The following is a 12,533-nucleotide window of genomic DNA, read 5'->3' on the forward strand; positions in this document are numbered from 1 at the left end:
TTCTGAAAGGTCTCAACCGTACTGGGCCACGGGTGTGCCCGCGATGGCGGACATGTTCAGTAGTCCTCTTGCGGTGATCGACGGCGAGACGATGTGGGCCCGGTTGCCCATGCCCATCAGGATCGGTCCAACCTCGAGCCCGCCACCTTTCATTTTCAGGATGTTACGCACGCCCGAGGCCGCATCGGCGTGGGCAAAGACCAACACATTGGCCGCACCGTCAGGCATCCGGTTGCCGGGCAGGATACGCGCGCGCAGCTCCGGATCGAGGGCGGTGTCGATGTTCATCTCGCCTTCGTAGCAGAAATCATGACCCTGAGAATCCAGCAGTCTGATGGCCGCGCGCAGGCGCCCGCCGGTGCCGTCGCCACGGTTGCCGAATTGCGATTGCGAACAGAAGGCGATCCGCGGCTCGATCCCGAAGCGGCGCACATGGCGCGCGGCCCCGATGGCGATTTCGGCGATCTGCTCGGGGTCGGGGTGCAGGTGGACCTGGGTGTCGGCGACAAAAAGCGGGCCGTCTTCGAGGATCATCATCGACAGGGCTCCGACCGGGCGCAGATCGTTCCGGCCAAGGATCTGGGTCAGGTAGTTAAGGTGCCAGCTGAACTCGCCGAAGGTGCCGCAGATCAGGCTGTCGGCCTCTTCGCGGTGCACCATCACCGCGCCAATGGCGGTGGTGTTTGTGCGCATGATCGCGCGGGCGATGTCGGGCGTGCCGCCGCGCCGCGCCATCAGCTCGTGGTAGGTCTCCCAGTAGTCCCGGTAGCGTGGGTCGTTTTCGGGGTTTACCAGATCGACGTCCTTGCCCAGCCGGATGGTCAGGCCGGCGCGGTCCAGTCGCGTCTCGATGACCTCCGGGCGCCCGATGAGAATGGGGCGTTCGGTGGTTTCCTCCAGCATCGCCTGGGCGCAGCGCAGCACGCGTTCATCCTCACCTTCGGCAAAGACGATGCGGCGCGGGGTTGTGCGGGCGGCCTGAAACACCGGGCGCATCAGCAAAGCGGATTTGAACACCGAACCGTCGAGTTTCTGTCGGTAGGCATCCAGGTCTTCAATGGGCCGCGTGGCCACCCCGGTTTCCATCGCGGCCTGTGCCACGGCAGAGGAGACAACACTGACCAATCGCGGATCGAAGGGCTTGGGGATCAGGTAGTCGGCCCCGAATGTCAGTTGCTCACCCTGGTAGGCAGCCGCCGCCTCGGCGGAGGTCGTGGCGCGCGCAAGCTCGGCAATCCCGTCGATACAGGCCAGTTCCATTTCGTCGTTGATCGTGGTGGCGCCGACGTCGAGCGCGCCCCGGAAGATGAAGGGAAAACACAGCACGTTATTGACCTGATTGGGAAAATCGCTGCGGCCTGTGGCGATGATCGCATCGGGGGCGACCTCGCGGGCAAGATCCGGCAGGATTTCCGGGGTCGGGTTGGCAAGGGCAAAGATGATTGGACGGTCGGTCATCCGTTTGACCATATCAGGCGTCAGCACGCCGGGCCCGGACAGGCCCAAAAAGAGATCGGCGCCGGGGATGACATCCTCCAGAGTGCGCAGATCGGAGCTTTGCGCAAATTCCGACTTGGAGGGGTTCATATCAACCTCACGCCCCTCATAGACGAGGCCGTGAATGTCGCAGAGCCAGACGTTTTCGCGCTTCACGCCGAGCTTGAGCAGCATGTTCAGACAGGCGATGCCCGCCGCCCCGCCACCGGTCGAGACGATCTTGATGTCCTCAAATGATTTGCCCGACACATGCAGGGCATTTTTCACAGCCGCACCCACCACGATGGCGGTGCCGTGCTGGTCGTCATGGAAGACGGGAATGTTCATGCGTTCACGGCAGATGCGTTCTACCGTGAAACAGTCGGGTGCCTTGATGTCTTCGAGGTTGATGGCCCCAAAGGAGGGCTCCAGCGCGCAGACGATATCGGCGAGTTTTTCCGGGTCTGTTTCATCGACTTCGATATCAAAGCAATCAATGGAAGCGAATTTCTTGAAGAGCACCGCCTTGCCCTCCATCACCGGCTTGGAGGCGAGCGCGCCGATATTGCCGAGCCCCAGCACCGCGGTACCATTGCTGACCACGGCCACCAAATTGCCGCGCGCGGTGTAGCGGGCGGCGGTTGACGGGTCGGCCTTGATCTCAAGACAGGCTTCGGCCACCCCGGGGGAATAGGCGCGGGCCAGATCGCGACCGTTCGCCAGCGGCTTGGTGGCGCGGATTTCGAGTTTTCCCGGTTTTGGAAATTCGTGATAGTCCAGTGCCGCCTGGCGCAGGTTCTTGGTATCGGTCATGAAATGGACGCTCCTCCCAGAGAATAGTTTAGTGTTAAACCAAGTGGCGGCGGCGGCCAAGGTGCTGTTTTGCTTGGGACTGGATGAGGGGCGCTGCCCCTCAAACTCCCCCGGGATATTTATGGCCAGAAGAAGCGGGCGGCGGCTTGTCAATCGGGTGATCACGGCGCAGGATACGGCGTGAGAGGGGGTGTAAATGGACGAAATCAGGGCTGAAATACTGCTGCCGACGCAGGAATTGCGCGAGGATATTCCTTTTTTTACCAAGGTGTTGGGGATGCGCATGGAGATGATCTATCCGGCAGATGATCCCACGGTCGCCGTCTTCGCAGGCCACGGGGTGCGCATCCGGGTGCAAAAGGGTGCTGACGTCTCGCCCGGGGTATTGCGCATTCTGGCGGATGATCCGGAGAGCTTTGCCGACGGTCGGACAAACCTGGCGGCACCGAATGGTACGCGCATCGAAATCCGCCCGCTGAAAGAACCGCTGGTGATGCCGGACACCGTGCACAGCTTTGTTGTGCGCCGATTGGCGGATCAGGCGCCCTGGGTAATCGGGCGCGCGGGCATGCACTACCGCGATCTGATCCCTGACCGGCTCGGCGGGTCTATTATCGCCAGCCACATCCGCATTCCGGATGGCGGCCCGGTGCCGGACATGGTGCATTATCACACGGTCGGGTTCCAGCTGATCTTCTGTTACCGAGGCTGGGTCGATCTGGTTTATGAAGATCAGGGCGCGCCCTTCCGCCTGCATGCGGGCAACTGCGTGATCCAGCCACCGGAAATCCGGCACCGGGTCCTTTATGCTTCTGACAACATCGAAGTGATCGAGATCGGGGTGCCAGCCGAACATGTCACAACCATCGACCACGAGATGGAGCTTCCGAACGGTCCTGCCAATCCCGACCGGGTGTTTAAGGGCCAGCGGTTTGTGCACCACAAGGCAGAGGAAGCCCGGTGGCAGCCGTTCCGCGTGCCGGGATTCCAGAGCCGGGATACGACCATCGCCGAGCACACGGAAAACGTCGCCGGGGTACATGTGGTGCGGAAAGAGAGCGGGGAAAGCGCCTGGACACAGCATGACAGTGACATCCTTTTCACCTTTGTCATGGACGGGCGCATGGTGCTGGAGGGCGAAGGCCGCGCGCCGCACGCGCTGGAAGCAGGCGATGCCTTCGTGATCCCGCCGGGGATGAAAACACGTTATGCGGACCCCTCCGACGATATTGAATTGCTCGAAGTCTCCCTGCCGGGCGTGTTTCGGACGACGCAGGGATAGCGCAGAAAACCGCGTTGATACCCTTGCAAAGCTGTGCAACTGGGGACACCCTGCAGGCCGAACGATGGTGTGGAGAGCTTTGCCGATGTCCCTCAAGGAGGCCGCAGCCGCGGTGCGCGAGAACGCGCATGCGCCCTATTCGAACTTCAAGGTCGGTGCCGCGATCCGGGGCGAGTCGGGCGCTGTCTACGTTGGCTGCAACGTCGAGAATGTCGCCTATCCCGAGGGGACCTGCGCCGAGGCAGGGGCCATCGCGGCAATGGTGGCGGCGGGCGAGACGGCGCTGACAGAGGCCTATGTGATTGCGGGATCACCGATGCCGGTGACACCTTGCGGCGGTTGCCGTCAAAAGCTGGCCGAATTCGCCGAAGGCGCCGCCCGCGTTACCATGGCAACCACCGGCGGTGTGGAGCAGGTCACAACGGTTGCAGAGCTTTTGCCCGGCGTGTTCAACGCGGCGCATATGGAGACATGAGCCTGTTGACCGCCCGCAGCATTCTGGCCCGATTGCGGCATGGCGAGGCCTTGCAAAAGGAACATCTGGCCTGGCTGGCCGCCGGGCTGGCAGACGGATCGGTGAGTGATGCGCAGGCCGGGGCCTTTGCCATGGGCATCTGCGTGCGCGGGCTTGATGACGAGGCGCGGGTCGCCCTGACACTGGCCATGCGGGACAGTGGGCGCGTGCTGGAATGGAACCTTGATGGGCCGGTGGTCGACAAACACTCCACCGGCGGGGTTGGAGACTGTGTCTCCTTGGTTCTGGCGCCTGCACTGGCCGCTTGTGGCGCCTTTGTGCCGATGATCTCTGGACGAGGGCTGGGTCACACGGGCGGGACGCTCGACAAGCTCGACGCGATCCCCGGCGTTACGACGCAGTTGGAGGAGCCGCGCTTTCGGGATGTGGTCGCAGAGGCCGGCTGTGCGATCGTCGGGGCCAGTGCCGATATCGCGCCTGCAGACAAACGGCTTTACGCAGTGCGCGACGTCACGTCGACCGTGGACAGCCTCGATCTGATCACCGCGTCCATCCTCTCCAAAAAACTCGCGGGCGGGTTGGAAGGTCTAGTGCTGGATGTAAAAACCGGCAGTGGGGCTTTCATGAAGGATATGAACGCGGCGCGGGCGCTTGCAAAGGCACTGGTGGAGACCGCCAATGCCGCCGGATGCAAGACCACAGCTGTCATCAGTGATATGAACCAACCGCTGGCTGCGAGCCTTGGTAACGCGCTGGAAGTGGCGGAGGTGATGCGGGTTCTGACCGCCGACCCAAGCGGGCCCCTCGTTGAGATTTCCGCAGCGCTTGGCGGCGTCTTGCTGGCCAATGCCGGGCTGGCGAAAGACGTGCAGGCAGGCACGGATGCCATCACGGCGGCGTTGCAGGACGGGCGCGCGGCAGAGCATTTCGGCCGGATGATTGCGGCCGTGGGCGGGCCTGTCCGATTTGTCGAGAACTGGGCGCGTTTCCTGCCCGAAGCGACGGTGGTCCGCGAGGTCAAAGCCCCTGCGTCGGGCTATGTCACGGCCATAGACGGCGAAGCCTTGGGCATGGTTGTGGTCGATCTGGGCGGCGGACGCGTGGTGGAAAGCGATACGATTGACCCTGCTGTCGGTTTGGGGCAGGTGGTGCGTCTGGGCGACAAGATTGCGCAGGGCCAGCCCTTAGCGGTTGTTCACGCGGCACGGCCTGATGCGGCGGACAGGGCGGCGGTGGCGGTGCGGGCGGCGATCACGATTGGCCCATCCGCTCCCGAGTCACTGCCTCTGATCAAGGAGAGAGTAGGCTGATGGCACGCGCATTTCTGGTTGTGATGGATTCCGTTGGGATCGGTGGGGCACCCGACGCGGCACTCTACCATAACGGAGCCGTCCCGGATGAGGGGGCAAACACACTTGCGCACATCGCGCGCGCCTGTGCACAGGGCGGCGCGGCAGAGGGACGCCTTGGCCCTTTGCGTATGCCTAATCTGGATGCCCTAGGCCTGGGGCGGGCCGTACAACTGGCCAGTGGGCAGATTGCTTTGGGCCTTGGGCAGGAACCCATGGGAACCTGGGGGGTCGCAACGGAGATATCAAAGGGTAAGGATACACCGTCCGGTCATTGGGAACTGGCCGGTGTGCCGGTGCCGTGGGACTGGCACTATTTCCCGAATGAGGACCCTGCATTCCCGGCGGATCTGGTCGAAAAGACCGCCGCGCTGGCCGGGACAGATGGTATTTTGGGCAATTGCCATGCATCGGGTACAGCCATCATCGAGGCATGCGGCGCAGAGCACATGGAAACGGGTCGACCGATTTGCTACACCTCTGCGGATTCCGTGTTTCAGATCGCTGCCCACGAAGAGGCGTTCGGGTTGGAAAAGCTGCTGACTCTCTGTGAAGAGCTCGCACCGACGCTGCACGAGATGCGCGTGGGTCGCGTGATTGCGCGCCCGTTTATTGGCGGTCCAAAGAGCGGGTTCCGGCGCACGGCAAACCGGCGTGATTTTGCAATTGCGCCCCCGAAACCCGTGCTGACCAATTGGGTGCAGGATGCCGGGCGCAAGGTCTACGGCGTCGGTAAGATCGGTGATATCTTTTCGATGCAGGGCATCGACCGCGTGCGCAAGGGCCCGGACAAAGTCCTGATGCAGCATCTAGCGGTTCTGGTGGCCACAGCCGAGGAAGGCAGCCTGACCTTCGCCAATTTCGTCGAGTTTGACAGTCTGTACGGACATCGGCGCGATGTCTCCGGCTATGCGCGGGCGCTGGAGTGGTTCGATGCTGAAATCGGCAAGCTCATCGGTCAATTGCGGGATGGAGACATCATGATCTTCACCGCCGATCACGGAAACGATCCCACTTGGGTCGGCACGGATCACACCCGCGAACGGGTGCCGGTGCTGATCGCGGGTATGGGGACCGAGGCCCTTGGACACATTGGGTTCAGTGATGTGGCAACACTTGTTGCGCAGCATCTGCATGTGCCGGTGCCGGCCGCCTGATCCGTTGTGGCTTTGGCCCGGCAATTTGCTGTCGCCTGCTTGCAGCTTGGTCGCCTTCGGGTCTAAACGGAGGCAGGTTTAAAAAGAGGTGCCCCATGACCGACCATCTGACCCTTGTTGATCACCCGTTGGTGCAACACAAGCTGACGATCATGAGGGACAAGGGCACGCCGACGGCCGTCTTCCGCCAGCTCTTGCGCGAGATCAGCCAGCTTCTGGCCTATGAGGTGACCCGCGGCCTACCGATGACGACCAAGCAGATTGAGACGCCGATGCAGGTGATGGATGCACCGACGCTGGATGGCAAAAAGCTCGCGTTGATTTCGATCCTGCGCGCGGGCAACGGGCTGCTTGATGGGGTGCTGGAGCTGATCCCCTCGGCGCGCGTCGGCTTTGTCGGGCTGTACCGCGATGAAGAAACGCTGCAGCCGGTGCAATACTACTTCAAGGTGCCCGAAGGCCTGGATGATCGTCTGGTCATCGCTGTCGATCCGATGCTGGCTACCGGCAATTCATCCGTGGCCGCAGTCGATCTGCTGAAAAAGGCCGGAGCGACCAACATCCGTTTCCTCTGCCTGCTGGCCGCACCTGAAGGGATTGCCCGCATGAAGGACGCGCATCCGGACGTCCCCATCGTGACCGCTGCGGTGGATGAAAAGCTGAATGACATCGGCTATATTGTGCCTGGCTTGGGTGACGCCGGTGACCGGATGTTCGGCACCAAGTAAAATGCCGCCGAACCTGCGGAAATAACTGTAGCGAGCCTTGCTTTGCTTCGGCTCTTCGGGCATCGTCGCCCCATATCTTGTGGGGGCAATGATGAAATTTACCAGAATTATCGCGATTCTTGCGGCAGCCGCGTCTCTGACTGTCGCAGGGGTGGACGTTCGGGCGCAAACAACTGTTGCGCCCAAGGAATTTCCCCCGGTCAACTATAGGGGTCGGCAGTACGTGGACAGTGCGGGCTGTGCTTTCATCCGTGCCGGTGTCGATGATGCGGTTCAATGGGTGCCCCGTGTTACCCGGGATCGGCGGTTGATCTGTGGTTTGAAACCCACCTTTACCGTGCGCGAACCGGCACCACAGGCGCCGGCAGCCGGTTCGCAAGAGGTGCTTGTCCTTAGTCCCGCACCGGCCCCGGCCGTTGCGCGACCGGGCGTGCCAAAACGCACATCGACGGCACGTGGCACCTCGGAGCGTCGCGCTGAACCGAACCTTGTCGGCACGGTGGTTACGCCCGCAAATGCAGCGGCCAAGGGTGTCACTCCGACCATGCGCGTGATGCCGCGCCATGTCTACGAAGCGCGCCGGAATACGCTCAACGTCAAAGTGCCGAAGGGCTATCGCACTGTCTGGGAAGATGATCGTTTGAACCCGCGACGGGCTGAACAGACACTGACTGGACACGCCGCCATGCATCAGGTCTGGACAAAAACGGTGCCTCGGCGGCTGATCGACTAACCGCCACAGATGTTTTGCAGACGCAGCCAGTCTGCGTCGCTGAGCAGCACTTTAGGTTCTGTGCCTGCCATCGGGTCTGCTTCTATCAGAGGCAGGACAGTTTCTCCCGTGATGTCGCGGGCATAGGCGTAGGGCGCACTGCGCAATTGTGCGGCAGCAAAGACAGGCAACAGGCTTTCAGGCGCAGGTTTTGGTCTGTCCTGGGTCAGCAGGATTTCAGCATAACTGTCCAGAACTTCGCTTTTTAACTGCCCCGTGGTGAGCAATTGAAAACTTGCCCAGGTTCCGCTGGTCTCCAGAAGATCGTGCAAGGGATCGCGGGCGCGGGACAGGCTTTGTTCGACCAGGGCAAATCCGGCTGCCACATCCGGTTCTTCAAAATCTTCCACCAGCCCGCGGTTCAGCAGAATATGCCGACCTGGCAGATGCAGGCTGGTTTGAACAGCGCCGGGCATGATACTGATCCTGTCTGAACCGAGACGCGCCCGGAACGTCGCCAGAGCGCGCTGGCCGGAAGGTTCTGCACAGGCGGGGCCCGTCATCCGTTCGATCCGCTGCAACAGCGCATCGCCGATCTCAACACGCTTGACCTCTGGTACAACCGCCAACGTGTGGTCGATCAGCGCCTTCGGCACCCAGAATACCCCCGCGGCGACAACCGCCGCAATTGAGAGCGACATACCCAGCCACCGCAGCCTGCCGGGACGTGGACGGGTGCGTTCCACCGCCCGGCGCAGTTTCTCGATGGCATCGATCATCTGGTGTTCGTCTTCAGCCAATTCCAACGTTTCGCCGGTGTCCCCATCGGGATGGTAGAGCGCGGGTCGCTTGCTCGGATTAGCCCGCTGCACGGCGGCCAGAGACCAGTGCGTGATCGCCCGATCCTGCAGATCAGAGATCATCAGAGTGGCGTCGCCGATGGAGACAATCACCTCGCGCCGCTGATCGTCCGGCGACGCGCGCCAGAGACCGCTGGCTTCCAGCCGGGCATATTTCTTGAGGGCCGTCATCGCGGTGATCTGCTGCTCGTTAGTGCTTTGCCGCAGCTTACCATCTGGCTGACGCGGGGCAAAGGGGCAGGTAGGGTGGGCTTCAGGCCACCTTCTACATCCCGATCAGGACATATCCCGGGCGCGTTTGCGCAGTTCGAATTTCTGGATCTTGCCGGTGGAGGTCTTGGGCAGCTCGTCGAAAACCACATGCTTGGGTGTCTTGAACCCTGCCAGCGTTTCCCGTGCAAAGGCAATCAAGCCTGCCGCATCGGTGACTGCCCCGGGTTTGAGCTCGACAAAGGCGCAAGGGACTTCGCCCCATTTCTCATCCGGCTTGGCCACCACGGCGGCCAGCATCACATCCTCATGCCCCATCAACACACCCTCGACCTCGACGGAAGAAATGTTTTCCCCCCCCGAAATGATGATGTCCTTTGCCCGGTCCGCGATCTTCATGTAGCCGTCGTCATGCTGCACCGCGATATCCCCGGAATGGAAATAGCCACCTGCAAAAGCTTCTTCGGTGGCTTGCGCGTTTTTGTAATAGCCCTTCATCACCGAGTTGCCGCGGATCATGATTTCGCCCTGGGCTGTACCATCCATCGGAATCTGCAGCATGTCCTCGTCCAGCACGGTGATGTCTTCCATCATCGGAAAGGCCACACCCTGCCGCGCTTTCACCGCCGCGCGCTCCGGCTCTGCCAACCCGTCCCAATCGGCGCCACGCCAGAGGCATTCGGTCACATGGCCATAAGTTTCCGTGAGCCCGTAAACCTGCGTGACATTGAATCCGAGCTTTTCAATCTTACTGAGCGTGGCAGGCGCGGGCGGTGCCCCTGCGGTGAAGACCTCCACCTCGTGATCGAAGTCGCGCCGCTCCTCTTCAGGAGCGTTTACCAGCATGTTCAACACGATGGGTGCGCCCCCAAGATGGGTAACACCATCATCTGCAATTGCACCAAAAATGGCAGGCGCAGTGACGTCACGACAGCAAATGATCGTGCCGCCGATCAGTGGCATCATCCATGTATGGTTCCAGCCATTGCAATGAAACAGGGGTACAATGGTCAGGTAAACGGGGTGCAGCACCATGCGCCAGCTGACCACAGTGCCCATCGTCATCAGGTAGGCCCCCCTGTGATGGTAGACGACCCCCTTTGGGCGCCCGGTGGTCCCGGAGGTGTAGTTGAGCGCGAGGCTTTCCCACTCATCCGTCGGCATGACCCATTCAAAGGCAGGGTCGGCGCTGGCGAGCATATCTTCATAGGTTTCATACCGACCAGATGCGGGATGCCCAGCCGCCGCGTCGGGGACTTCGATCAGGGTGGGCGCATCGCGGCCCATCTCGAGACAAGCGGCTTCGGCCAGCGACAGGAATTGGCTGTCCACCAGTACAATCTTTGTTGCGCCGTGATCAAAGATGTAGCTGACCGTATCCACATCGAGGCGCGTGTTGATCGTATTCAGGACTGCGCCACAGGCAGGGACGCCAAAATGCGCTTCTGCCTGCGCCGGGATGTTGGGCAAAAGGGTGGCCACCACATCGCCCGGTGTCACACCGCGCGCCGCCAGTGCGCCAGCCAGGCGGGAGCAACGTTCGTGGTATTCCGCGTAGGTGACATGGTGGGTGCCATAGTGAACCGCCGGGTGCCCGGCAAAGACATGTGCGGCCCGTTTGAGATGCGAGAGGGGGGTTAGCGGCACGTAATTGGCGGCACATTTGTCCAGCCCTGTTTCGTCACTCATCCAGCCCATTTTCGTTGTCCTCCCGTTTGCCGTTGGTAGTTTATGCACGGCGCGGCTATTACGATATTGTTTTTGCGGCATTTGGAAAGTCAATTGTCTTACATTTGGGATTCCGATTGCGAAACAGCTGATATGGTGGGAGGCGCCGCATGATCATTTCCCGGGGTCGGTCCTATGTGTTTGTGCATATCCCAAAAACCGGGGGAACTTCGCTCGCAGCGGCTCTCGAAGCGCGCGCGATGAAAGATGACCTGCTGATTGGTGACACACCCAAAGCCCGTAAGCGCAAATCTCGCCTGAAGGGTTTGCAGACACGGGGGCGTCTTTGGAAACATGCGACCCTCACGGACATTGATGGGCTGCTGACCCCCGAGGAAATTGGCCAGATGTTTGCGTTCACCTTGGTGCGCAATCCATGGGACCGCGTGGTCAGCTACTATCACTGGCTGCAGGATCAGGAGTTCGACCACCCGGCGGTGATGCTGTCCAAATCCTTACCCTTCGAAGAATTCCTGGCGGCACCATTGATTCAGGACAGTCTGCAGCACTCACCTGCCAGCAGTTACATGCGCGATGCGACGGGCGCAGAGCACTGTTCTCTCTACATTAGGCTTGAGGCTTTCGAGAAAGATTCGGCCCCCCTGATGGATCACCTTGGGTTCCAGCTGTCCTTGCCTCACCTGAACCCGTCACGGCGGGTTGTGAACTACCGGGCCTGCTATGACGCGCGGACACGCCAGATCGTGGCAACGCTCTGTGCGGAGGATATCGCGCGATTTGGGTATCGCTTCGATCCGGATGAGTGATTCTCGGCAAGAGGGAATTGGTTAACGTATTTGGTGTATTCCACATTCATCGGCGGATTTTTGTTTCTTTTTCGGGGTCAATCCATCCCGATATAGAAATATTTCACGTTTTAGTGGAAACAATGCCTTAGATGCGCCGCATTCGCAGCAAAGCGCTGTCACGCTTTGGTCGTCGTCTGGCTGGGTAAGGACCATGTTCCTGCCGGATTTGAACTACGGAACGCCACTGGGGATTGAAACGACATGTACGGATGGAGTGTGAATGTAACGGCAAAGCCGTATAGGCCGCATGAGGCATTTTCCACCCCGCATTCCGAGCCGGTGCCTGCAAGCCACGGTTTGATCGCGGGCACGCGGGTTGCTTCCAATTTCGGCTGGCGCCCGGTGGAAGCGTTGACGGTAGGGGACAAGGTCCTGACGTTTGACAATGGGGTTCAGCGCATTGTTGAGATGCAACGCACCACGCTCTGGTTGGACCCTCAAAAGATGATGCCTGGCTGCTGGCCGGTAACCATCCCGGCGGAGGCTCTTGCGAATTTGAACGAAGTCATGCTGTTGCCGGATCAAGGTGTCATGCTGGAGAGCGACGTTGCATCCGACCCGATGGGCGATCCCTTTGCGATCGTGCCCGCACAGGCTTTGGAGGGACTGTGCGGGATCCATCGGCAGCAGCCGCTGCACCCGGTCGACTTGATCACGCTCTATTTCGCGGATGACGAGGTTATCTACATCGATGGCGGTTTACTGATCCATTGCCCGCGCAACATGGCGCTGCTGCATGATATGGTGTCTCCTGCAGACACGCTGTATTCCGTTGCATCGCTTGAAGAAGCGCGTGCGATACTGGCGCAGAGCGATCAAGTCCGCGAGGCGCTGGTGCAAAGCACTGGGTATGTTTTTGGGGCCACCGAAATGGTTCTGGTGGCCTGAGGTTTCTCAAACAAGGCGTCGAGCAGAACGCGAGCAGCAAAAAGGG

Annotated in this window: 11 protein-coding genes; 8 read left to right on the top strand and 3 right to left on the bottom strand. The window is 60.8% G+C overall.

The window, feature by feature from the left end; all coding sequences use genetic code 11:
- Nucleotides 1–12: 12 nt before the first annotated feature.
- Nucleotides 13–2,289 carry an NADP-dependent malic enzyme gene (locus tag Q1A52_RS07230; protein WP_300012919.1) on the bottom strand — a complete coding sequence of 759 codons (2,277 nt, stop codon included), beginning with the start codon at nucleotides 2,287–2,289 and terminating at the stop codon, nucleotides 13–15.
- A 196-nt stretch (nucleotides 2,290–2,485) separates the two neighbouring features.
- On the opposite strand from Q1A52_RS07230, the gene Q1A52_RS07235 reads away from it, so the two are divergent.
- The 6 genes from Q1A52_RS07235 to Q1A52_RS07260 all read left to right on the top strand — a co-directional run bounded on the left by Q1A52_RS07235 (nucleotide 2,486) and on the right by Q1A52_RS07260 (nucleotide 8,013).
- Nucleotides 2,486–3,571 (top strand): cupin domain-containing protein, encoded by a 1,086-nt coding sequence (locus tag Q1A52_RS07235; protein ID WP_300012922.1) that lies wholly within the window; start codon nucleotides 2,486–2,488, stop codon nucleotides 3,569–3,571.
- Nucleotides 3,572–3,656: 85 nt separating this feature from the next.
- A complete protein-coding gene (locus Q1A52_RS07240) occupies nucleotides 3,657–4,046 on the top strand; it encodes a cytidine deaminase (RefSeq protein WP_300012925.1) in 390 nt (129 codons plus the stop codon).
- 5 nt (nucleotides 4,047–4,051) lie between these two features.
- On the top strand, nucleotides 4,052–5,356 hold the full coding sequence (locus Q1A52_RS07245) for a thymidine phosphorylase (RefSeq protein WP_300014910.1): 1,305 nt from the start codon (nucleotides 4,052–4,054) through the stop codon (nucleotides 5,354–5,356).
- The gene (locus tag Q1A52_RS07250; RefSeq protein ID WP_300012928.1) at nucleotides 5,356–6,552 is read left to right on the top strand and encodes a phosphopentomutase; all 1,197 of its coding nucleotides are present in this window, start codon (nucleotides 5,356–5,358) and stop codon (nucleotides 6,550–6,552) included. The genes Q1A52_RS07245 and Q1A52_RS07250 overlap by 1 nt, the downstream gene beginning before the upstream one ends.
- 95 nt (nucleotides 6,553–6,647) lie before the next feature.
- On the top strand, nucleotides 6,648–7,280 hold the full coding sequence (gene upp / locus Q1A52_RS07255) for a uracil phosphoribosyltransferase (RefSeq protein ID WP_300012931.1): 633 nt from the start codon (nucleotides 6,648–6,650) through the stop codon (nucleotides 7,278–7,280).
- A 91-nt stretch (nucleotides 7,281–7,371) separates the two neighbouring features.
- Nucleotides 7,372–8,013 carry a hypothetical protein gene (locus Q1A52_RS07260; protein ID WP_300012934.1) on the top strand — a complete coding sequence of 214 codons (642 nt, stop codon included), beginning with the start codon at nucleotides 7,372–7,374 and terminating at the stop codon, nucleotides 8,011–8,013.
- Here the strand turns inward: Q1A52_RS07260 and Q1A52_RS07265 are convergent.
- The gene (locus Q1A52_RS07265) at nucleotides 8,010–9,023 is read right to left on the bottom strand and encodes a hypothetical protein (protein ID WP_300012936.1); all 1,014 of its coding nucleotides are present in this window, start codon (nucleotides 9,021–9,023) and stop codon (nucleotides 8,010–8,012) included. The two genes, Q1A52_RS07260 and Q1A52_RS07265, sit on opposite strands and share 4 nt — an antisense overlap.
- Nucleotides 9,024–9,128: 105 nt before the next feature.
- Nucleotides 9,129–10,760 (bottom strand): AMP-binding protein, encoded by a 1,632-nt coding sequence (locus Q1A52_RS07270; RefSeq protein ID WP_300012938.1) that lies wholly within the window; start codon nucleotides 10,758–10,760, stop codon nucleotides 9,129–9,131.
- Between the two features lie 140 nt (nucleotides 10,761–10,900).
- Here Q1A52_RS07270 and Q1A52_RS07275 point away from each other — a divergent pair, with 140 nt between their 5' ends.
- Both Q1A52_RS07275 and Q1A52_RS07280 read left to right on the top strand, forming a co-directional pair.
- Nucleotides 10,901–11,557, top strand: a complete 657-nt coding sequence (locus Q1A52_RS07275; protein WP_300012940.1) for a sulfotransferase family 2 domain-containing protein — start codon at nucleotides 10,901–10,903, stop codon at nucleotides 11,555–11,557.
- A 243-nt stretch (nucleotides 11,558–11,800) separates the two neighbouring features.
- Complete coding sequence (locus Q1A52_RS07280; protein WP_300012942.1) at nucleotides 11,801–12,487, top strand: Hint domain-containing protein; 687 nt, start codon at nucleotides 11,801–11,803, stop codon at nucleotides 12,485–12,487.
- Nucleotides 12,488–12,533 lie beyond the last annotated feature (46 nt).

It is taken from the genome of uncultured Roseobacter sp. (assembly GCF_947488185.1).
Lineage (GTDB): Bacteria > Pseudomonadota > Alphaproteobacteria > Rhodobacterales > Rhodobacteraceae > Roseobacter.